Below are 20,153 nucleotides of genomic sequence, written 5' to 3' on the forward strand. Positions count from 1 at the left end.
TCACGCCTCCCCGCGGCCCGCGGCCGGAGCCCGACGCAGGTACGTCCGGACCACGAGGCACACCCACCCGGCGGCCAGCAGCCAGCCCGCCAGCACGTCCGTGAACCAGTGGACGCCGAGGTACACGCGCGAAAGCCCCACCGCCGCCCCCCACAGCCCGATCACGCAGATCGCGAGGCGCGAAACCCTCCGGCCACCGAGAGACAGCGCCGCGATGGCGAGGCCCGCGGTCATCGCGGCCGTGGTCGTGTGGCCCGAGGGGAAGGACCAGCCCGAAGCGTGAGCGGCCCAGTCGCCGACCGGCGGGCGCGGACGCGCGACCACTGACATGGCCGCGTACCGAAGGGCCTGCCCCGCGCCGAGGCACACCATCAGAGCCGACGCGAGGCCGCACCTCTGGCGAGCGGTACGCCCCACGTACAGGCCGACCAGCAACAGCGCGGCGTAGGGGATGACGCCGGTCCCCGTATCGGTGACCGCGCGGGCCGCAGCCACCGCCGGGGCCGGGCGATGCGCCACGGACCAGGCGTGCAGGCCCGCGTCGGCCGGCAGGAGGTGCCCGTGGGCTCGCGTCACCCACAGCGTGAGGGCGGCCAGGAGCACGAAGGCCGACACGCCCACCCGGCCCGCCCGGCCGGCGGCCGGGTCGACGGGCCCGGGCGGGAAGGCGCGACTCACGGGGCGGTCAGCAGCGGGCGCAGGCGGCCCAGCCCGAGGCGGTCGGCCAGCGCGCTCTGCCGCCGCTTGACGGCCCGGGCACAGACGGCGGCGACCACCGCCCCGACGACGAGTCCCGCGAGGACGTCGTGGGGGTAGTGCACCCCGACCCATACCCGGGAGGCGGCCATCAGTACCGCCGCCACCACGGCGAGGGCCCCCAGGCGACGGGAGACGAACAGCAGCGCGACAGCGGCTGCCGAGGCGATGGCGGCGTGGTTGCTGGGGAAGGACCAGTCCCCGGGGCCGGGGCAGGCTTCGAGCACGGCCACGTGCAGGCTCTGGCAGGGCCGGTCCTCACGGAAGACAAGCTTGAGCAGCAGGTCGGCGCCGAACCCGGCGAGTGTGATCAGCGGGACCGCGAGGGCGGTGACGGCCGAGGGCGAACCGGTCCGGCGGGCTCCCCACCATGCCGCGAGCATCAGCACGGCGAACAGCGACAGGCCGTAGAGGGACCAGGTGGAGATGGCGTCGTTGAGCCAGCCCGGGGTCCGGTGGGCGAGGTCGGTGATGTCGATGTAGGCGTTGCCGTCGAGGCCGGAGCCGTTGTGGCCGGAGGTCACTGCGCTGTTCCGTTCTGGTGCTTGCCGCCCCTGCGGGAGCGGAGGATTTCGATCGCCACGGGCAGCAGCGAGATCGCCACGATCAGGCCGACCATCGGCAGGAGGTACGTGTCGACGTTCGGGATGGACGAACCGAGGGCGTAACCCGCCAGGACCAGCCCGACCGTCCACAGCAGGCCGCCAGCGACCTGCCCGCACGTGAACACGCGACCCGGAATCCGCAGGGCTCCGGCGACAGGGTTGAGGACGGTGCGCACCACCGGAACGAACCGGGCGAGCACGATCGCCTTGGCGTGTCCGTACTTTTCCAAGAGTTCCTCGGCCCGTGCCGCGCCCTCGTGGAGCTTTTTTGAGCGGCTGCGGGCAAGGAGGGCGGAGCCGGCCCGGCGGCCGATGAGGTAGCCACACTGGGCACCGGCCAGCGCGCCGATCACGGCTGCGGCGAGCACCGCGGGCAGGGACAGCTTCACGTCTCCGCCGGCCGTTCCCGCGCACAGCAGGCCCGCGGTGAACAGCAGAGAGTCACCGGGCAGGAAGAAGCCGATCAGCAGGCCGGTCTCGGCGAACATCACCACCGCGATACCGACTACACCGAACGTGGCGAGGAGTGAATGGGCGTCGAGGAGGTTCACCGCGAGGGTGGCGGAAGCGGACGTGGCCATGGATCAGGTCGGCCTCTCACTGGTTCGGAAACGGGGGACGTCCCGAAGGGGCCCCGTCGACTACAGCCAAGTAGACGGTCTACTGCACTGTAGACGATCGAGCGTGCAGAGACGAGCGGGCCCGGGATGCGATCGGGTACGGCTCTGCAGGCGGAGTCGTCCCGGCTCCTGGGGTTGACAGCCCTCTCACCCCGCCCGTCAGGGCTGGCGGTTACTCCTGATGGGCGTGGGCCGGTGTGTCCTCGCCCAACGAGCACTTGGGTGGGGCGCCAGTCGGTTGCGGGAGGGCCCTTGGTGCAGGTACCCATCTGGACGCAACGGACATGCGTCGGCATGGTGTACGCCGCCTCAAGGGGTCGATATGGAGGAAGCGTGGGGCATCGACGTCTTGCTGCTGGAGTCGCTGTTTCGCTTGGCAACACAGGCTCCAGTCGAGCAGTCGGAGCAGGCATACCGGCAGGGCGTCGCCGAGCTGCTCGCCGCCTCGCTGTTCTCGTCCGAAGTGGACCCGGACACGACCCAGCTGATTCGGCTGGAGGTCATCGACAACCTGCTGACCTTCGGTAACTTCCTGGACAACCCTGACTCCGACGAGATCGAGCGCATGGCTGAGGCCTCGTCCGGGTTGGCGAGCTACCTGGACGGGCTCGTCGAGGGCTCGCTCCATCCCCACCCGTCAGAGCAGTCGCACCGCCGGTACCTTGCCCGCCTGGTGGGCAGTGCGCGGGGCCGGAGCTATTTCGCCGCCCGGCATTCCGCTGTCGAATCGGCGTGCCTCAGGGCTCTGCAGGCCCTCCCTGCGCCGGAGGATGGCTTGACCGCCCTGCCGGTCGCACGTTGCTGGCGCTGTGCGAGGAGTTCGGCGAGGAACTCGTCACGACTTTGCGCTGGCTGCGCAGAGCGGGCCACTGACGGTCACGTTCTGAGCCGGATGGCGATTCCTGCGGTGATCACGGTGCCGAGGAAGGGCGGGAACCGTCAGCCTCTGTGATACTCGTGCGGCGCGCATGCAACACCGCGCTGTTCGGGAGGGCGAGCACTTCGCCTTCGGAAACCTGCGCCGGGGCAGGCGACCCCCACTCACCCCGCAGCCCAGTCCTGTCCCCCGAGCGCGGCGAGCGCCCGGAGGTGTCCGGCATCGAGCCGGTCGCGGCGCCGGCCGCGGGTTGGCCGGACACAGCCCGTGCGGTGGACACGGTCCCGTCGGTGATGCCCGAGCGGCGGGAACGCCTGGCTGACCGGCCTGGGTTTTGGTGCCTGACCCCGGGAGCCCTTGGCCGGTTCGCCGGTTCGGCATGGACTCTTTGCCCCACCAATCGGCCGGAGGCGCGGCTGCTCGTGAACCGGCACGCATGAGCGGCCCCGCGCTGGTTACACGCCGTCAATGAGACTTGAACGCAGCGCGGCCCCGGGGCGGGGCCGTCTCTCCGTCCTGGGGCTACTGCCCGTGCAGGCCGCCCTCATGGCCGGGGTGGGACTGATGCTCACCGGTCCACTCGCGGACCAGTGGCCCGTCTCGGCGGAGGACGCGGTCAACCGCGGCCTGGCCGCGCACCGCGGCGGCCCCCTCACAGCCTTCTCGGAGTGGCTGTCCCTGCTGGCCGGCACACAGAGCATCATCGCCCTCACCGTCCTCGCCGTCGCCGCGATGCTGGCGTTCTCGTCGGGGCGGTGGGTACGGGAGGCGGTGTTCCTGGCCACGGCCGTGGCCGCGCAGTCGGCGGTCTTCCTGCTGGTCACCCTGGTCGTGGAACGGTCGCGACCGCACGTGCCGCAACTCGACGCCGCGCCGCCGACCTCCAGCTTCCCGTCCGGGCACGTCGGTGCGTCGGTGGCGCTCTTCGGCGGTCTCGCCGTCCTCGTCGCGCTCCGTGTGCCCGGCGAGCGACGACGGCTGCGGCAGGCGCTGGTCACCGCCCTGCTCCTGGTGCCGCTGCTGGTGGCGTGCTCCCGCCTCTACCGGGGGATGCACCACCCCTCCGACGTGATGGGCGGCCTGCTCAACGGGGCCTGCACCTTGCTCGTCGTCACGCACGCACTGCTGCTGCCCGCCCGGCCACGCCCGGCCGCCCTCCCGGCCGCCCTCCCCGCCGCCGTCCCGGCCGCCCGCCACGCCCCCCACCACGGAGCCACCCGGCGGGCCGTGGTGGTGCGCCACCCGCACGGCTGCGGACCGGAACTGGCCGAGCGGGTACGGAACGTCCTGTGCCGTCACGGCTACACCGACCAGACCTGGACGACCACGGCCGCCGAACACCCCGCAGGCGACCTCGTCGAGCGCATCGCCGACGAGGACACCGCCCTCGTCGTGGTCTGCGGCGGCGACGGCACGGTACGTGCCTGCGCCGACACCCTGGCCGGCACGGGGATCCCGCTCGTCGTGGTCCCCTGTGGCACCGGCAACCTGCTGGCGCGCAACCTGCGGCTGCCCTCCGATCCGGTCGCGGCACTGGAGGCGGCCCTGTCCGGACGCACCGCGCGGATCGACGTGGGCCGGGTCCGGGCCGACGGCCTCGCAGCGGCCCGCTTCACCGTCATGGCGGGAGCCGGGTTCGACGCCGCCACGGTGGGTGACGCCTCCGCGCGGTTGAAGGAGCGCCTCGGCTGGCCCGCGTACGTTCTGTCCGCCGCCCGGCACCTGCGCGATCCCCGGATGCGCCTGTCGATCCGCCTGGACGGCGGCCCCGTACGCGAGCGCCGCGCCCGTATGGTCGTCATCGGCAACGTCGGCAGCCTGCAGGGCGGTCTGCCCCTGCTGCCCGATGCCCGGCCCGACAGCGGCCGGCTGGACGTGGTGCTGCTTGACCCTCGCGGCGTCCGTGGCTGGCTCGCGGCGGCGAAGCACCTGGCGGCGCGGATGCTGCCCGGCGGACCGGTCCCCGGGCCTGACGGCGCGAACGGCACCGTGGCGGGTGGCGCACTGGAGTACTTCAGCGCCGTACGCGTCGACATCCGCTTCGCCCGGGCCCAGCCGCGCGAGCTCGACGGCGACGTCATCGGCGCCGGCACCCGGCTCAGCGCGGAGGTGGAACCGGGCGCGCTGCGCATCTGGCTCCCGCCGCGGACGCCGGAGGACGGCGCCGGCAACGCCGGGCACGCCGAACCGGTCACGCACACCGTCGGCGGCTGAGCCGGGTTCGAGGAGCAATGACTTCTACAGGGGGTGACGGGTATGGGAACCGCGACACGCGTACCGCAACGCCGTGACGTGGCGGTCGTGCCGGCCGAGCTGGAGGTGGAGGGCGAGGAGCTCTCCGCCGAGGAGGCCCTGACCGTGCTGCGGCGCCACGGTGGCTGGAGCCTCGTAAGGGACTCCTTCATCCGCTTCCGGTACGCCGACGGTTTCAGCCACTCCAGGGCGCTGGCCCTGCAGACCGTGCTGTCCATCGTCCCGATGGCCATCGCGGTCATCGGACTGTCCGGTGCGCTGCACACCGAAGCCATCGGCCGGATAGCGGAGCTGACGATCCGGCGGCTGGCGAGCGGGCCGAGCCAGGGAGTGGTGGACGACGCCCTGGCACAAAGCCGGCATCAGGCCGGGGACGGCAGCCAGGCCGCCCTCTGGTTCGGTCTGTTGTTCTCCCTCGTGAACGTGACCACCGCGCTGTGCCAGGTGGAGCGGGGGGCGAACCGCATCTACGGAACGGAACGCGACCGGCCGTTCCTGCACAAGTACACCCGGGGACTGGTCATGTCCCTGCTGGCCGGACTGCCGCTCGGGCTCAGCTTCGCCGTCACCGTCCTCGGCGCCCACCTCAGCCGCGCCGTGGCCGAGGTGTACCACCTCGACCCGGTCGCCATCCGCGCCTGGGACCTGCTGCGCTGGCCCGTGGGCGTCACGCTGGCTCTCCTCGCCACCAGTGCCATCTTCCGCCTCTCACCCCGCCGCACCCAGCCCGGCTACACCTGGCTGGCCTTCGGTGCAACGGTGTACCTGGTGCTGTGGCTGCTGGCGACGTGGGGGCTGAGCCTGTACGTGGGTGCCAACGGCTCCTTCGCCACCGTGTACGGTCCCCTCACCGCCTTCGTATCCCTGCTGCTGTGGTCCTATCTGACCTCCCTGGCCCTGTTCCTGGGGCTGTCCTTCGCCGCGCAACTGGAGGCCGTACGAGCCGGGGTGACCGAACCGGTCACGGCGGATCCCGGCGTCTGAGCACGTGCCCCGCCGCGCGGCGGAATCCGAAAGGAACCATCAGGACAATGACCCGTCTGACACGGCCCTTCACCACCGGACGTCTGCTCGCCCGGCTCGCTTCCGTCCGCCCAGGCCCCGACACCCGGTTCGGCGCACGGCTGCTGACGACGGTGGCGGCGACCGCCCTCGTGTCGGTGCCCTTCGCGCTCGCCCTGGTGCTGGTCGAATCGCAGTGGGCGCCACTGAGCCGGCTGGACCACCGGACGGCCGAGCGGCTGCACGCGGCGGCACTGGAGCATCCCGGGTGGGTGCGGGTGCTCGACTTCCTGACCCACGTGGTGTGGGATCCGGTGACGATGCGGCTGCTCGTGGCCGTGCTGGTGGTGTGGCTCCTCGCCCGCGGCGCTGTACGGCTGGCCCTGTGGGCGGCCGTCACCGCGATCGCCGGCGGCCTGCTCGGCCTGCTGGTGAAGAACGTGGTCGCACGAGCCCGGCCGCACCTGCCCGATCCCGTGTCCCATGCGCCCGGGTTCTCCTTCCCCTCCGGGCACGCCATGACGGCCACCACGTCCTGCGCGGTCCTGCTGCTGGCCCTGCTGCCCCTGGTGCCCCGCCGCTGGCGGCCGCTGCCGTGGGCGCTCGCCGCGGTCTCGGTCGTGGGTGTCGGCTACACCCGAGTCGCTCTCGGCGTGCACTGGGTGAGCGACGTCGTGGGCGGCTGGCTGCTGGGACTCGCCGTGGTGACGGCGACGACGCTGGCCTTCGAGGCCTGGCGGGCGGACGTGGGACGGCGGCGGACCACGCCCGCGCAGGGCTTGGAGCCGGAGATCCGCTCCGACCACCCCGAGCCGTCGGTGGGGCGCCCTGACCGCACCTGACCACCGCTGCGGACCGAGTCGGTCCGCCCCGGGCGGGAAGACCGGAGGCGCGGGTCGGCCGGGTCGCGGGGTGGTGACCGGCCACGGGGGTGTGGCGGCGGGTGGGTGTGTCAGGTGTGGAGGCGGCTGTTGGGGCCGTCGTGGTCGCCGGCGGTTTCGTCGTTGAACCAGTAGTCGCCGGCGGCCAGGTAGCGGAAGGCGTAGGTGTTCTCGCCGGGCAGCTGGACGGTCACGGCTCGTTTGCCGTCCTTGCGGGGTGTGAGGGTGTGGGTGCCGGGCTGCCAGTCGTTGAAGTCGCCCACGACGCTCACAGGGCCGGGCGGGGTGTCGGCGGGCAGGATGAAGGTGACCTCGGTGTGGGCCTTGCGCAGGGTGCGTTCCAGCATGAGTGTGCTCCTGACGGGTGGGAAGGTACCCGGCCATCGTGGGCGGCCCGGGGCCGCGCCGCACTCCGACGCCTCCGGATGGTAGAGCGGTGTCACTCTCCCCTCGCAGCCGGCGCCGCTTCCGTTCCGGCAGGGCTGCAGGGGCTGGTTCAGGAGACGGGCGGGTGCCCGGCGTGGGTGGGAAGGGTGGCGACGATGGTTGTGCCGCCGCGGTGGTAGCGGATGAAGGTGGTGGGGGCGAGGGTTTTCACCAGGCGCCGGCCGAAGCCGCCGGGCGTGTGAGGGGACGCCGACGGGATGTGGGGCCGCAGCGGCGAGCGGTCGGACACCTCGACGGTGACCTGGCGGGCCGAGACGGTGATCCGCAGGCCGGTGAGGCCTCCTGCGTGCCGCAGCGCGTTGGATACGAGCCTGACGGCCGCTCGCGGGCCGTGTCCGGCCGTCAGGTGGGTGGGGTGGGGTTGGGGAGGAAGGTGGGGGAGGGGCGTTTGGCGCGGCAGAGGTCGTGGTGCTGATGGTGCGCGATGAGGGCCGCTTCGAGCCGGGAGGTCACGCGCAGTTTGTGGAGCAGGCTGGTGATGTGCTTCTTGACGGTGCGTTCGGTGATGCCGAGCCGCCGGGCTATGGGGATGTTCCCCATGCCGGTCGCCACGAGCAGCAGGACGGACCCTTCGCGATCGGTGAGGGTGGACAGGTCGCGGGGGTTCTGCGTGGGGGAGGGTGCTGCGCAGGTGCAGCGGTCGATGGCGCCGGGTGTGGGCACTGTCTGATGTCCTTCACGTGCGGTGGTGTGCTGCGGCGTCGGGGTCGGCGGGCACCGGTGCGGGCCGCGGACGCGTCCCCCTGTGGCCGTCATCCAGTGGCCGTGGCCCTGCGCGCGAGGCGTGGGTCAGCGTGCGCGCATCGTTCTGGATCACGTTGCCCTCTCCGCCGGTGACGTGATCGTAGGGAGTGCTGTCCGGTGCATGCCAGGCTCCGAGGCACCTCCCAAGGCACTGCCTGCCCCTTTCACTCACGTCGGCCCGTGGCCCGCCGGTACAGGCCCAGCCGTGACGGGTGGACCGGCGGCCACCGGCCCCGAAGTCCACTGTCCTGCCCTCCTTGCTTCGGAGAGGCTTCTTCCCGTCGCCGGGAAACCGAAAAAAGCAAGGCCAGAACGCTCTGGACCGGATATTCCGCTTGCTTCCCGGCGTCCTAGGGAAGGAATTACACACATCATGCGCACCCCCCTGCGGACCGCCGCCGCCGTCGTCATCGCGACCGCCTCGTTGGTGGCGGCAGCTCCTCTCGCCGCGGCCGCGCCCCCGCCGGCCGCCGTGCAGGCTCCGGCGGTGGCCGTCGCCGGCAACGAAACCGTCGAGCTCAGCCCGTCCGAGACCGCCGAGATCAAGCGCCTCGTCGACGAGATCAACCGGGAGCTCGCACAGACCTCACAGAGCGGCAGCCCGGACGTCTCGGCGTTCAGCGGCAAGAGTGAGGCGGCCAAGAAGATCGTGGCTGCGCTGAAGAAGTCGCCCAAGCTCCTCAAGGGCGCGATCGGCAAGGCCAAGGAGGGCAAGGACGCCTTCGACAAGTGGATGGGCAACCAGAACATCCTCGTCCGCGGCGCCTACTGGGCCGCCGGCGGCTACGTCCAGAGCGAGGTCATCGACCTCCTCGCCTCCATGGTGAGCTGACCTGATCCCCCGGGGGGGGGGGGGCGCCCCCCCGCCCCCCCCCCCCGCCGGCCGGGGCCCCCCCGCCCCCCCCCCGGGGGCCCCCGCCCCCCCCCCCCCCCCACCGCTGTACTTGAGGACCCGTCATGACCCAGCCCCCCCACCGCACCTCCAGCCTCCAGGACCTGATCGCGTCCCTCGGCGTGCTCCTGGTCATACCCGCTCTCGTCCTGCGCCGGGCCGGCCGCGACGGCACGCACCCCGATCTCGTCGCCGTCTCCTGGGGACTGCAGGGACTGGCCCTGCTGGCGGTCCTCGCCGGCATGTCTCTCGCCCTGGTCCGCGGGAGCAGGCCCTCACCGGGCATGTGGGTCCTGCTGGTCCTGTGGACCGCCGGGACGGCGACGGCCCTTGCCCCCCACGGGTAGCCCCCGCGGGTAGCCCCCGCGGGGGCTACCCGCGCACCGGGCGCAGCCGATCCGCGGGTGCTCCGCCTCGGTGGCGCGCTGGGGATACCGGTGGGTGGCCGCCGCTACGGCCCGCCCCGTTCATTCCCGAGGGCCGCGCAGGCGGTCGAGGGCCTGGCGGACGAGCGGTTCGTCCTGTCGCGAACCGAGCACCTGACGGAACTGCATCGCCAAACCCTCAGGGAGCGCCCCGGCGAGATCCAGGGCCCGGTGGGTGGCGTGGACGGCGACGTCGACCTCCCCCAGGGCCAGGTGGGTCTCCACGGCGTAGCGCAACCACTGGGCGGTGTAGGGGGAGGGCGGGCAGGACTGCGGAGTGGTGAGACGCTCGGTGAGCGGCCCGAACTGTCTGCGAGCGGTCTTCAGCCGGCCGAGGTGGAGCGAGACCAGCGCACGGTTGACGGCCACCGCGTGATGCCGGGCGGCCATTTCGGCGGTGGTCGCGCCACGGGTGACGGCCCGGGACGCGTAGTCGAGTGCCTGCCGGGACGCGGCGCTGTCCGCGAGGTGGGCCAAGGCGAGCGCGCGGTGGCCGTGGAACTGGACGTCGGTCCCCGGCGCGGGACGCGGTTCGGCGGCGCGGGCGGCCTGCAGGAGCATGAGCGCGTCGGAGGGGCTGCCGGCAAGCAGGTGACGCAACGCGAGACGCGTCAGGGCGGCCGCCGTAAGAGGTCGGCTGCTCGACGCGGCGGCGGCACGCAGCGCGGCCAGTACGTGCCGTTCGGCGCGGGTCTCTTCGCCGGCAGCGCTGCTGAGCCACGCGCACAGCATGCTGGTACGGGCGGCGAGGCGGTAGAGGAGCCCGGACACGGGAACCCCACCAGGTGGGGTGGTGATCAGGGTGACGAGGTGGCGGTGCTCGGACAGGGCCGCCGTGTAGAGCGCGTGAAGCGGCAGGAGGGTGCCGTTCTCGTGTTCCTCCAGGGCCTCGATGCGGCCCTGCGCCCAGGCCAGGCGCTCGGTGAGGGGGCCGGCTGCGTCCAGGACCGCTGCGTCGGCGGCCTCGGCGAGGCGAACGAGCGCGCCGTGGACCTGTTCGGCCAGCGCCCGCCCTTCCAGCAGGAGGGAGGGCGAGCGGGGTGCGTCGGCCAGGTGGAGGGTGCTGTCCAGGACGAGCGCGGCGCCTTCGCCGGTGTGGGGAGCGCTCAGCAGGCCGGCGTCACGGCTGGCCAGGTACAGCCAGTGGGGCCATCCCAGGCGGCACACCTCGGTGGCCGGGACGTGGTGGATGTGCGCCATCGCCAGCTGCGCGGAGTGCCCGGGTATCGTGCGGCCCGACTCCCAGCGGGAGACCTTCTCACGTCGTGCGGCCATCGGGCCGAGACCGAGCGCCTCGTGCGTCTCGGCGACCAGCCGGGCATAGGCGGGATGAGAGAGCCCGGCTGCCGCCCGCAGCTGAGCGAGGGGGTGCAGCGTCACGGGGTGAAGCCTCGGCGTAGGGGAACGGGGCCGGAAGACCGGCCTGGACGTTTCCGATGCTACGGAGCCCTCCGCGCCGGGGCGACCCGTCGAGGCACCCCCCTGGGCACCCCCCGCGCACGCATGGCCGGCGCCCGGAGCCCGGCGTCAAGGCGCAGGAAAGTCCAGGGCACAGCGGGTCCGGGGCGGCCCCGCGCGCGGTGCGCCGCACCGTGGTCGACCACCCGCCTCCCGGCCACCGCGACGTTGCCAAAGCGCCGCCACCCCGCTCCCCGCCCCGGAGGGGGCACCGATACCTATAGGGCCGACAGCTTGCCACTCGGCCCGGCCGGATCGTGCAGCCGCCGAACGCACCGGACAGCGCCGTCCGGTCGCGGCCGGGAGAACTGGGGTCGCGGTGCCGTGTGCGGATGTCAGCCGCTGGTGTACCCCCGTACGCCGGCCCCCATGTACACCTGTTCGCGCCAGCGAGGAATCGAAACACTGGATTTCGTTCTCCGGTGGACCTCAGTGCGAACTGCCGCCGCCGGAAACACCTTTCCGGGCGAGCTCCGCTTGCCCGCCGGTATTTTCCTCGGAAGGAATCCCCGCGCATATGCGTACCCACATGCGGATAGCCGCGACTGCCGTCATCGCGTCGGCGGCGCTGGTGGCCGCAGCACCTCTCGCCTCGGCAGCACAGCACCGGCAGGCCGCCGGCCCGGCCGGCGCGATCACGGCCACGGTCCCGGTCACCGAAGGCGAAACCGTCGAACTCACCCCGGCCGAACTCTCCGCGATCCGGCAGATCGCCGACGAGATCAAGCAGGAGGCTACGTTCGACGAGCTCGTCAAGATGGCCCAGGGATAGCAACAGGACGCTGAGCCGCCCTCGGCCTTCCGGGCCGAGGGCGGCCGGAGGGAATCGACGCTCAGGCATGACAGACCAGCGGCCCGAACGGTCGGGTTCAACAGCGGTGGACAGATTCTTCGCGATACCGATGGGGCTCATCGGCATCACGTTCCCACTTTTCAAATTCGGCACCGAGAGCGTCCGCAACAGCCTCGGCTGGCCCTGCTTGGGAACCGGCCTGGCTCTGACGGCCGCGGGCCTGCTGTATTGCGCCTGGTCGCGGCGCAGCCCCGGCTGGGGTGGGCTCAGCTGCGGGATCGGTGCCTCGATCGTCGGTCTGCTCGCCTTCGCGCGATACGGCCCGCCATGGTGAGGGCGACCGGGGCGGTCTTCGTCGGAACGTGCGTGCCGCGCGGCGGGGGGCCGCGGGCGGGCACTTCGCTGAGCGGCCGGCCCTGCGCTTCGGTGCGGAAGACGAACATGGGGAGGGATGGAACGCACGGTCGAAGTACCATCCCTGCAAGGTTCTCCGGCCGGTAACTTCTCAACCTCCGCAGTGGCGTAGCCGGACGGGGTCATCCCTGTGGAGAGGGCAGAGCGCGATGAGTGTGGCTGAGAGTTGGTCGCGTGTGATGGGTCTTCTTCGGGAGCACGCGCCGTCCGACCACGCGGATCTGCCGGGGCCCGCGACGGAGCGGATGCTCGCGGCAGCCGAAGGGCGGATGGGGATCTGCCTGCATGCGGACCTGCGGACGTGGCTGTTGCAGAACAGTCTGGACCTGCCGGAGGAAGACTTCGACGACGACGTGATGTGCTGCGGCTTCGACGGGTTCCCCGACGAGGGAAGCTTCTTCCTGGGTGTCCGGGCCATGGAGAGGCTCTACGCGAACCGCTCCACGTCCTGCGGATTCGACCCTCCGGACCAGCCCGACTACCCGTTCTGGCGGAACGAGTGGATCCCGTTCCTGTCGGACCAGGACGGCTGGAGGGGAAAGTTCATCGATGTGCGGGACGGGCGCGTCGGCAGCTGGTTCGTGGGTGAGATCACGGTCACGGGCGAGTACGAGTCGATGGCCCAGTATTTCGACTCCGTGGCGCAGACGCTGACGAGGATCGCCGATGGAAGCTCCCCGGTCTGTCGGTTCACCGAAGGTCGACTTGTCTGGTCCTGAGACGCTACGGCCTGCACGTTCACACCGTGACGGCGGTGCTTCGGGGTTCACGCCGGGAGGCCGGTAGTGCCCGCGCGGTCGCCACCGTGGCGGTGAAGGCCGGGCTGCCTCCGCTGGGCAGGGCGCGCCAGTGCAGGACGGGGGCAGGCGGTGACGGCGCTCAGCGCCTGGTCTCGTACCTGGTCAGGATCACGCCGCAGGGAAACGTGCGGGTGTCCACCAGGCTGAGGTTCACCCAGTTGTCCAGCGCGCTGAAGAACGGCGTGCCGCCGCCCACCAGGACCGGCGCGGTGGCCAGGATGTACTCGTCGATCAGCCCGGCCCGCATGGCCGCCCCGGCGAGCGTCGCACCGCCGATGTCCATCGGGCCGCCGTCCTCGCCTTTGAGCCGGCTGATCTCGGCGACCGCGTCGCCGGTGACGAGGCGGGTGTTCCAGTCGACCTCGCCGATGGTGGAGGAGAACACCACCTTCGACATGTCCCGCCAGCGGCGCGCGTACTCGATTTCCGCCGGGGTGGCGTCGGGCTGCTGGTCGCCCGTGGGCCAGTAAGAACTCATCGTCTGCCACAGCTTGCTCCCGTACAGTGTCAGGTCGGTCGCCTGCAACTGGTCGGACCAGAACTGGAACAGCTCCTCGCTCGGCACGCTCCAGCGGATGTCGTCACCGGGCGCGGCGATGTAGCCGTCCAGGGACAGGTTCATGCCGTAGATCAGTTTCCGCATGGCGCCAGCCTTCCACGAGTTCGATCCCGGTCCCATACGTGCGGACCGGCGCGGCGCGGCGAACTCATCGGTGCGCGATCGGGGCCGGCCCACGTCAGGGGCCGGCTCGGCCGTTTGAGGTATCCGACGCCAGGAGGAACACGGTGTCGCAGGTCAAGGAGTCCATCGAGGTTGACGTCCCGGTCGACGGAAGGCAGCCCAGGCCTGCGCACGACTCATCCCGCCCGCGGCGAGGCCCGGGCCGTGGCCCTCGTCATCAGGGGCGCAGGCCGGCCTGTCCGAGCGCCACGCGGGACAGGTCGTCGATGACCTGCTCGTCCCGCCGGCGCCAGGCATCGGCGAGGCCCCCCGGCGGTGGGGAGACGGCGGCCAGGGCTTTCACCGGCCCGGTCAGAGCGCGGAGGGCGAGCAGGTCAGCACCGCCGGGAGCGTCGAGGAGGCCTTGGAGGTGAGCGCTGCGGCGGATCCAGCGCACCCGTGGGGGCAGCCACATCGCCAGCACGCACAGCACAGAGAAGAAGATCAGGGCGAGCGCGGTGAGATTGGCGATCTGTCCCACGACGTCCTGCATGGACTGCCCGGCATCGGAGAGACCGTCGCCGGCCTCGGCCGCGGACTGGAGCGGCTTCTTGAGGATGCCCCCGACCAGTGGAACGTTCGAGGCCGCGTCCCCTGCATTGCCGAGGCCGGAAGCCAGCCGGCCGCCCGCGTCCTCCACCCGGCGCCCAGGCTCGGCCAGCAGCATGATCCTGTCGTGGACGGCCAAGGCGAACCTCACCGCGGCCGCCACCAGGACCACAGCGATGAGATCGGCGAGGATCTGCAGGCAGCGACGTGTTCGAGTCTGGGCGTAAAGGCGCATCAGGGCTCTCCTGTTCCGGCGGCCTCGAAGGACAAGACCGATCTCGAACGGGGTGAGGCGTCCATCCCGACGGACAAGCCGCAACCCGCCACCCGACCGTACGCGGCACCCTCCCCATCCAGAACCCGTCGCACACCAGGGCGGCATGACCGGCCGGTCGTCCTTCTGGATGTCCCCGGGGGCCTGGGCGCCGCGAGCCCGGGGCGGGCTACACGGTGCTTGTGACGGTGACCGTGACGGTGACCGGTGCGGCCGAGCCGTGCCGGGCCAGGTAGGCGGCGACGGCGGTCCGCACGTCTTCGCGGAGCTGCCGGGCGACATCGACGACGCGGCGGTCCGCGTGCAGGATGCAGCGCACCTCCACGTGCCAACCGCCGTCCGCAGTGGGTTCGCAGCGGATACCGGCGGCCTCGTGGTACGGGGCGGCGCCTGCGGCCTTGGCCCGGTGCACGGGGAAGGCCGCCAGGGCCAGCCGGTCGGCGAGCGTGGGCTGGAGCGCGGCGACGCCCGGAGCGTCGAGGGCGGCTCTCGCTGCCACCCGGTGGATGTTCTCGCGGTGGGAGGGGGTCATCATAGGTTCAGCTCCGCCCTTTCGCCGCCGGTACGCGGGAGGGTTCCAGCACGGCGTTGATCTCCACGTCCACGGTGGTCACGGCGAGGCCGAGGACGTGCTCGGCCGCGTGGAGGACGGCTCCGCGTACTTCCTGCGCTCGTCCCCGCAACGGCCGGTCGAGTGTGGCTGCCAGGGTCATGGTGACGGCGTGGCTGCCCTTCGCGGGGGTCATGCGGCAGCCGGCGGCGCGGATGCCGGGCACGGTGTCGGCAGCCCGGCGCAGGACCTTCGCGGCGGCACGCTCGGAGATGCGCAGGTCGTGGTCGGGGTCGTCCAGGAGCAGCAGGCTGCCCAGCCGAGCCTCGGCGCGGACCACACCGATGATCCGGGTGGCGAGGCCGTGGCTGTCGGACTGCTCCTCGGCGCGCAGGGCCCTGGTCGCCCGGTCCAGGGCTGTCAGTCCTTCGATGGCGTCACGGCAGTAGGGGCAGTGCCTGCTGTGCGGATCGGCGGCGTCGGCCGCGTCGCGGGCCTCGTTCCAGGCACGGTCGAGAGGGCGCCCGCAGGGCAGCAGTTCGCCGCCTGCCAGCGCCTGGGCGTCCTCGGCGCGCCGAGGCGCTTGGGCTCCGAGGGCACCCACGTTTTCGGGCGCATCGCCGGAGGTGGGGTGCGGGTCGTCTACCGCCATGGGCGCATCGCCTCCATCAGAGCGCGCCGTGCGCGAAACAGTCTGCCGCGCACCGTTTGTTCGCTGCAGCCCACGATGTGGGCGATCTCGTCGTAGTGCAGGCCATGCAGTTCCCTCAGTACCCAGCACACCCTGAGCTCCGGGCGCAATCCCAGGAGCGCTTTCGCCAGGGCGGCCGCCGCGGCGTCCGCTTCGGCGACTTGGGGCGGTGAGCTGTTCGCGTTCACGTCGGCGGGTTCGGGGAGGGTGTCCAGGGCCAGTGGGTGGGGTGGGTGGCGCAGTACGTTGAGGCAGCGGTTCGTCACGATCCGGTACATCCAGGTACCGAAGGCGGCACTGTGCCGGAATTCCGGCAGCCTCCTCCAGGCGTTGAGGAAGGCGTCCTGGACCGCGTCCTCGGCGTCCGTACGATTGCCGAGGAGATGCCGGGCCAGGGCGAGCAGTCGGCCGCTGTGGCGGCGGACAAGGATGGCGAAGGCGTCGTCGTCGCCTTCCGAGGCCCGGACCGCGAGCACGCCGTCGTCCAGGGTGTCGGCAAGGGCCCGCTCTGCGGTGACGTCGGCGGACGCCGGCTTCGGCGGCCGCGTCGGGGGGCCCGTGCCGAGCGGGGGTGGGGGATCGCTCCGGTTGCGCATCCGCCGCTCGCTTCCTGCTGATGACCTGCTGAAGGCGCTGGTCGCGTGAAGACGCTGGTCGCGGCTTGCGTACGTACTCCTCGATGGTAGGCGGTGCCCACGGCTTGAGCCGTGTGAGGAATGACGGTGGGCGGTGTCTTAAGGAATGAGCGCCGTACCGGCGCCCGGACGGACCTTCTGGGGAGGTTCCCATGTCGGACACCATCAGCCCCGCCGGGGGCGGGAGTGAGTCACCTGCTGTGAGCAGCGCCCTCACGGGCCGCACCGGCGCAGGAACGGCCCCCGAGACGCGGGGCCGGACGACCATCGCCGACAGCGTGGTCGAAAAGATCGCGGGAATGGCCGCCCGCGAGGTACCGGGCCTTCACAGCCTCGGCTCGGGTATGGCCCGCACCCTCGGGGCGGTGAGCGACAAAGTCGCCGGCGGCCGTTCCAGCGTCTCCCGCGGCGTGAAGGTCGAGGTGGGCGAACGGCAGGCCGCCGTGGACCTTGACGTGGTCGTGGAGTACGGCGTCGCCATCGCGGACATCGCCGCCGATGTGCGCACCAGCGTCATCACGGCCGTGGAACGCATGACCGGCCTTGAGGTCGTGGAAGTGAACGTCTCGGTCGACGACGTCCACCTGCCCGACGACGAGGACCAGGAGGTGGCCGACGGGCGCGTTCAGTGACCCTCGCATCCCGGACTCGCCGGGTGAAGAAACAACCGACGCGAAATTCAGGTGAGTGAAATGAGCGCAGCAACCGTGGGCCTGGCGGCCGGCATGGCCCTGGGCTTTGCCGCATTCTTCGGCGGCTTCTGGGCGTTTCTGCTCGTGGCGTTCCTGGGCTTGGTGGGCCTGATCATCGGCCGCGTGCTGCAGGGCGACCTGGAGCTGTCCGACTTCACGCGGCCCCGGAACCGGCTGTGACCCCACAACCTGCACCTGCCGCGACCCGGGACGTCTCAGGCGATTCCCGGCCGGTGCTGCCCACGGCCGAACGCGGGGCCACGCTGATCCCGGACAGGGTAGTGGCCCGGATCGCGGTCCGCGCCGCACAGGAGGCACTGGCCGCACAGACGGACACCTCAGCCGTCCACGTGGAACTGGCCGCTCCGCGCGCGTCGGTCACGTCCGGCGGCGGCACGGCGCGGCTGGGACTGACTCTGGAGATGCCCTACCCGATGGACCTGGCCACCGCGTCCCGTCAGGTGCAGCAGTACGTCAGCGACAGGGTCGCCCATCTGACCGGGATGCGCATCACGGAAGTCACTCTCGCCATCGAGCGTCTGGTTCCGGCCGACGGCCCGGTACGGCGGCGCGTGGAGTGAACCGGTCCGCATCCCCCGGAAGGAGAGCCCGGCATGGAACGAGACCCAGACCGCCCGGCCGACCGGGAGCGCCCCTCGGCCACCGACCGCCGGCAGTTCGCCGCGGCCGAAGGGGAGCAGCGCACATCCGCCGACGAGGTCACCTCCCGCACGGTGGGGCAACGGGCCGAGCACCCTTCCGCCGGCCCGCTGCCGGCCACCACCAGGCGGCCGTGGTCCGTACGCCGCGTACCCGCCGCCCTGACCGCCCTGCTCGTCGCAGCTGCGGCCGGGACCCTCTTGTTCGACATCGTCCGGGTCCGGGCCGGCCGGCCGGCCGCAGCCTGGCGCACGCGCCTGGCCGACGAATTGGCCACCCGCCCGCTGGATGACGTCGCGATCCGGATCGGCGCGGCCGTCATGGCCGTCCTCGGCCTGTGGCTGATCCTCCTGGCACTCACCCCCGGCCTGCGCAACCAACTTCCCCTCAGGACTCCCGACGCCCGGCTGCGTGCCGTACTGGACCGCGACGCCGCCGCACTCCTGCTGCGGGACGCCGCGATGCGCGTCCCCGGCGTCAGCGCCGCCAGGATCCGCGTCTCCCAGCACCGCGTCCGGGCCCGCGCCGACGTGCGTTTCCGCGCCGCTGCCGAGGTCAAGAGCGATCTCGTGGTGGCGCTGCGGGAGGAACTCGACCGATGCGCCCTCGTTCGCGCTCCCCGGCTCAAGGTGCGGGTCCGAGCCCGACCGAAATGATCTGCACCGACCTGCAACACCCGTCCGCGGACGGACGCCGGCGAGCGTGACAGGAGTGGGGTCCCATGAAGACGAAATCCGCCGTCAACCGAGTTCTGCTGACCCTGGTCGGCATCGTCCTGCTCGGCACCGGCCTCCTGATACTGACGGGCAGCTTCGACCTGTACCGGCGCCGGCACCTGACACCACCCGACGGCTGGCCCCTGACCACGCCCGGCGGAGTGCTGCTCGACGACGCCGACCGCACCCGCTGGACGGGCGAAGGATGGTGGTGGCCCGCCGTCATCGCCGTCCTGGCCGTCGTCCTCCTGCTCGCCCTGTGGTGGCTGCTGGCGCAGCTGCGCCGCACCCGCCCCGGCCACACGCCCGTAGGCGGCCCCACTGCGGTGGACGGGGTGGAACTGCGCGAGCGCGCCCTCCGCGACGCTCTCGCAGCCGACGCCCGGCACGTGCCCGGCGTCCACCGGGCCCGTGCGCGCATGGTCGGCCCGACGAGCCGACCCGAAGCCCACCTCGACCTCACCCTCACCCCCGACAGCGAGCCCGGCCCCGTCCTGAGGGCGCTGAGCGACGGACCGCTGGAACGCGCCCGCCGGTCCACCGGCCGGAGACTTCCCGCGAAGACACAGCTACGGGTGACCCCGCACAAGGCCCACCGCGCCGAATAGCGCTCCCACCGCCCGGACCCGCTGAGGAGCCCGGTCCACGTCCACGGCCGGGGAAGGGCAGCGGCCAAGATCTGGCCGGCCGCCGGCGCACCGGGACGGAGCGCCGGAGGGTCCAGAAATTGGTTGGCCGTCCCGGTGGCTGTGTGTCATCCTCCGGCCTGGGCCGGCAGTTGATCACCGACGGTCCGTCGATGTCGATGTCCGCGGTCTCTCGGGTCCACCGCAGAGGCTGCAACAACGGGAAGCGGTGCCGTGGGGAACAGCTACGAGGACGAATGTCGCCGGTCGTTGGCCGAGGAGCAGGCGAAGAGCCTTGCCGAGACCAACGACTGGGAACATGTGGACAGGGAGAGGGTCCACCAGGACTGGGACGTCCTGTACCGGGAGATCACGGCCCTCCTGGACGGCGGCGCCCTGCCCGGGGACCCACAGATCCAGGAGCTCGTCCGCAGGCACTTCGACATCGCCTGCCGGTTCTACACCCCCTCCAGGGAGGCTTACGTCGGCATGTCGCTCTTCTACGCCGAGGACGATGCCATGAGGGCGTTCCACGATTCCTACCACCCCGGGCTGGTGGAGTTCCTGGGCGCCGCGATCAAGGTGTTCGCCGAGCAGGGGAGCGGGTTCGCCCCCAGCGCAGGCGCCGAGGCTTCGGCGTAGTCAGGCGACACGGGCCGGGACATGCGTGCGCGGCCAGGGCCTGAGAGGCCCGCTGGGGTCTGATGCCGATGTCGCCGGATGGATCCTCCGCCGGCCGGAGACCCTCAACGAGACGGAGCACCTTCGACTCAGGGCCGTTCTGGTCCACTGCCCTGATGGCCAGTTCCAGTGTCGCGTCCGCGAGACCTGCACGGTGACGGAGGACGAGGAGCACGCCCAGGCCGCAGGAGTCGACGAACGTGACGGCCGACAGGTCCCGTGTCAGGGCCGCACCGGGCAGGTCTATGGCGTGGGCGGCCTCGTCCGGGTACGAGCGGGGGCGCCCGTCCGTTGAGCTTTCGGCTCGGCCAGCCCCGTCAAGGACGCCTTCCGCGTCGACGGGCCGCTTCGCGCAGCGGCCCGTCGACGTTGCTGCCGGGCGTGATCGGCG

27 protein-coding genes are annotated in these 20,153 nt (G+C 71.9%); 15 read left to right on the forward strand and 12 right to left on the reverse strand.

What is annotated here, in order from left to right:
* Genes WDV06_RS08960 through WDV06_RS08970 form a run of 3 tightly spaced genes read right to left on the reverse strand, consistent with a single transcriptional unit; the run spans nt 1 to nt 1,942 of the window.
* Nucleotides 1-678, reverse strand: a complete 678-nt coding sequence (locus WDV06_RS08960) for a phosphatase PAP2 family protein (RefSeq protein ID WP_395509105.1) — start codon at nt 676-678, stop codon at nt 1-3.
* Nucleotides 675-1,280: a phosphatase PAP2 family protein gene (locus tag WDV06_RS08965; protein WP_395509106.1), complete on the reverse strand. Its 606-nt coding sequence runs from the start codon at nt 1,278-1,280 to the stop codon at nt 675-677. Before WDV06_RS08965 ends, WDV06_RS08960 begins: the two co-directional genes overlap by 4 nt.
* Nucleotides 1,277-1,942 carry a DedA family protein gene (locus WDV06_RS08970; protein ID WP_395509107.1) on the reverse strand — a complete coding sequence of 222 codons (666 nt, stop codon included), beginning with the start codon at nt 1,940-1,942 and terminating at the stop codon, nt 1,277-1,279. The genes WDV06_RS08965 and WDV06_RS08970 overlap by 4 nt, the downstream gene beginning before the upstream one ends.
* Before the next feature lie 361 nt (nt 1,943-2,303).
* On the opposite strand from WDV06_RS08970, the gene WDV06_RS08975 reads away from it, so the two are divergent.
* From WDV06_RS08975 to WDV06_RS08990, 4 genes are all read left to right on the forward strand, one after another.
* Nucleotides 2,304-2,933 (forward strand): hypothetical protein, encoded by a 630-nt coding sequence (locus WDV06_RS08975; RefSeq protein ID WP_395509108.1) that lies wholly within the window; start codon nt 2,304-2,306, stop codon nt 2,931-2,933.
* Between the two features lie 393 nt (nt 2,934-3,326).
* Nucleotides 3,327-5,072: a bifunctional phosphatase PAP2/diacylglycerol kinase family protein gene (locus tag WDV06_RS08980; RefSeq protein WP_395509109.1), complete on the forward strand. Its 1,746-nt coding sequence runs from the start codon at nt 3,327-3,329 to the stop codon at nt 5,070-5,072.
* A gap of 42 nt (nt 5,073-5,114) precedes the next feature.
* On the forward strand, nt 5,115-6,095 hold the full coding sequence (locus WDV06_RS08985) for a YihY/virulence factor BrkB family protein (RefSeq protein WP_395509110.1): 981 nt from the start codon (nt 5,115-5,117) through the stop codon (nt 6,093-6,095).
* Nucleotides 6,096-6,142: 47 nt separating this feature from the next.
* Nucleotides 6,143-6,955, forward strand: a complete 813-nt coding sequence (locus tag WDV06_RS08990) for a phosphatase PAP2 family protein (protein WP_395509111.1) — start codon at nt 6,143-6,145, stop codon at nt 6,953-6,955.
* Between the two features lie 110 nt (nt 6,956-7,065).
* Here the strand turns inward: WDV06_RS08990 and WDV06_RS08995 are convergent, their stop codons facing one another.
* The 3 genes from WDV06_RS08995 to WDV06_RS09005 form a co-directional block, all read right to left on the reverse strand.
* Complete coding sequence (locus WDV06_RS08995) at nt 7,066-7,341, reverse strand: isoamylase early set domain-containing protein (RefSeq protein ID WP_395509112.1); 276 nt, start codon at nt 7,339-7,341, stop codon at nt 7,066-7,068.
* Nucleotides 7,342-7,490: 149 nt separating this feature from the next.
* Nucleotides 7,491-7,670 carry a hypothetical protein gene (locus WDV06_RS09000; RefSeq protein ID WP_395509113.1) on the reverse strand — a complete coding sequence of 60 codons (180 nt, stop codon included), beginning with the start codon at nt 7,668-7,670 and terminating at the stop codon, nt 7,491-7,493.
* Between the two features lie 113 nt (nt 7,671-7,783).
* Nucleotides 7,784-8,104, reverse strand: a complete 321-nt coding sequence (locus tag WDV06_RS09005) for a response regulator transcription factor (RefSeq protein ID WP_395509114.1) — start codon at nt 8,102-8,104, stop codon at nt 7,784-7,786.
* A gap of 454 nt (nt 8,105-8,558) precedes the next feature.
* On the opposite strand from WDV06_RS09005, the gene WDV06_RS09010 reads away from it, so the two are divergent.
* Together WDV06_RS09010 and WDV06_RS09015 are read left to right on the forward strand one after the other, a co-directional pair.
* Nucleotides 8,559-9,017, forward strand: coding sequence for a hypothetical protein (locus WDV06_RS09010; protein ID WP_395509115.1), 459 nt, complete (start codon nt 8,559-8,561; stop codon nt 9,015-9,017).
* A gap of 125 nt (nt 9,018-9,142) precedes the next feature.
* Entirely contained in the window at nt 9,143-9,424 is a 282-nt protein-coding gene (locus WDV06_RS09015; protein ID WP_395509116.1) for a hypothetical protein, read from the forward strand.
* Nucleotides 9,425-9,544: 120 nt separating this feature from the next.
* Here the strand turns inward: WDV06_RS09015 and WDV06_RS09020 are convergent, their stop codons facing one another.
* Nucleotides 9,545-10,882: a hypothetical protein gene (locus tag WDV06_RS09020; RefSeq protein ID WP_395509117.1), complete on the reverse strand. Its 1,338-nt coding sequence runs from the start codon at nt 10,880-10,882 to the stop codon at nt 9,545-9,547.
* Between the two features lie 595 nt (nt 10,883-11,477).
* Between WDV06_RS09020 and WDV06_RS09025 the strand changes: the two genes are divergently transcribed.
* The 3 genes from WDV06_RS09025 to WDV06_RS09035 all read left to right on the forward strand — a co-directional run bounded on the left by WDV06_RS09025 (nt 11,478) and on the right by WDV06_RS09035 (nt 12,886).
* A complete protein-coding gene (locus WDV06_RS09025) occupies nt 11,478-11,732 on the forward strand; it encodes a hypothetical protein (protein ID WP_395509118.1) in 255 nt (84 codons plus the stop codon).
* Nucleotides 11,733-11,799: 67 nt separating this feature from the next.
* Nucleotides 11,800-12,087 carry a hypothetical protein gene (locus WDV06_RS09030; RefSeq protein WP_395509119.1) on the forward strand — a complete coding sequence of 96 codons (288 nt, stop codon included), beginning with the start codon at nt 11,800-11,802 and terminating at the stop codon, nt 12,085-12,087.
* Nucleotides 12,088-12,346: 259 nt separating this feature from the next.
* Nucleotides 12,347-12,886 (forward strand): SMI1/KNR4 family protein, encoded by a 540-nt coding sequence (locus WDV06_RS09035; protein ID WP_395509120.1) that lies wholly within the window; start codon nt 12,347-12,349, stop codon nt 12,884-12,886.
* A gap of 160 nt (nt 12,887-13,046) precedes the next feature.
* Here WDV06_RS09035 and WDV06_RS09040 read toward each other — a convergent pair whose 3' ends face one another.
* The 5 genes from WDV06_RS09040 to WDV06_RS09060 form a co-directional block, all read right to left on the reverse strand.
* Nucleotides 13,047-13,610, reverse strand: coding sequence for a dihydrofolate reductase family protein (locus WDV06_RS09040; RefSeq protein WP_395509121.1), 564 nt, complete (start codon nt 13,608-13,610; stop codon nt 13,047-13,049).
* Between the two features lie 256 nt (nt 13,611-13,866).
* Nucleotides 13,867-14,472, reverse strand: coding sequence for a hypothetical protein (locus WDV06_RS09045; RefSeq protein WP_395509122.1), 606 nt, complete (start codon nt 14,470-14,472; stop codon nt 13,867-13,869).
* A 208-nt stretch (nt 14,473-14,680) separates the two neighbouring features.
* A complete protein-coding gene (locus WDV06_RS09050) occupies nt 14,681-15,010 on the reverse strand; it encodes an Asp23/Gls24 family envelope stress response protein (RefSeq protein WP_395509123.1) in 330 nt (109 codons plus the stop codon).
* 40 nt (nt 15,011-15,050) lie between these two features.
* Nucleotides 15,051-15,713, reverse strand: a complete 663-nt coding sequence (locus tag WDV06_RS09055) for a hypothetical protein (protein ID WP_395509124.1) — start codon at nt 15,711-15,713, stop codon at nt 15,051-15,053.
* On the reverse strand, nt 15,704-16,348 hold the full coding sequence (locus WDV06_RS09060) for an RNA polymerase sigma factor (protein ID WP_395509125.1): 645 nt from the start codon (nt 16,346-16,348) through the stop codon (nt 15,704-15,706). The genes WDV06_RS09055 and WDV06_RS09060 overlap by 10 nt, the downstream gene beginning before the upstream one ends.
* Nucleotides 16,349-16,539: 191 nt before the next feature.
* Between WDV06_RS09060 and WDV06_RS09065 the strand changes: the two genes are divergently transcribed.
* The 6 genes from WDV06_RS09065 (at nt 16,540) to WDV06_RS09090 (ending at nt 19,723) form a co-directional block, all read left to right on the forward strand.
* On the forward strand, nt 16,540-17,019 hold the full coding sequence (locus WDV06_RS09065) for an Asp23/Gls24 family envelope stress response protein (protein WP_395509126.1): 480 nt from the start codon (nt 16,540-16,542) through the stop codon (nt 17,017-17,019).
* 60 nt (nt 17,020-17,079) lie between these two features.
* The gene (locus WDV06_RS09070; protein WP_395509127.1) at nt 17,080-17,259 is read left to right on the forward strand and encodes a hypothetical protein; all 180 of its coding nucleotides are present in this window, start codon (nt 17,080-17,082) and stop codon (nt 17,257-17,259) included.
* A 101-nt stretch (nt 17,260-17,360) separates the two neighbouring features.
* Complete coding sequence (locus WDV06_RS09075) at nt 17,361-17,660, forward strand: Asp23/Gls24 family envelope stress response protein (protein ID WP_395509128.1); 300 nt, start codon at nt 17,361-17,363, stop codon at nt 17,658-17,660.
* Between the two features lie 33 nt (nt 17,661-17,693).
* The gene (locus WDV06_RS09080) at nt 17,694-18,395 is read left to right on the forward strand and encodes a DUF6286 domain-containing protein (RefSeq protein ID WP_395509129.1); all 702 of its coding nucleotides are present in this window, start codon (nt 17,694-17,696) and stop codon (nt 18,393-18,395) included.
* A gap of 65 nt (nt 18,396-18,460) precedes the next feature.
* Complete coding sequence (amaP, locus tag WDV06_RS09085; RefSeq protein ID WP_395509130.1) at nt 18,461-19,063, forward strand: alkaline shock response membrane anchor protein AmaP; 603 nt, start codon at nt 18,461-18,463, stop codon at nt 19,061-19,063.
* A gap of 252 nt (nt 19,064-19,315) precedes the next feature.
* On the forward strand, nt 19,316-19,723 hold the full coding sequence (locus WDV06_RS09090) for a TipAS antibiotic-recognition domain-containing protein (protein ID WP_395509131.1): 408 nt from the start codon (nt 19,316-19,318) through the stop codon (nt 19,721-19,723).
* The last annotated feature ends 430 nt before the right edge of the window (nt 19,724-20,153 follow it).

The sequence above is a fragment of the Streptomyces racemochromogenes genome (genome assembly GCF_044129415.1).
Taxonomy (GTDB): domain Bacteria; phylum Actinomycetota; class Actinomycetes; order Streptomycetales; family Streptomycetaceae; genus Streptomyces; species Streptomyces racemochromogenes_A.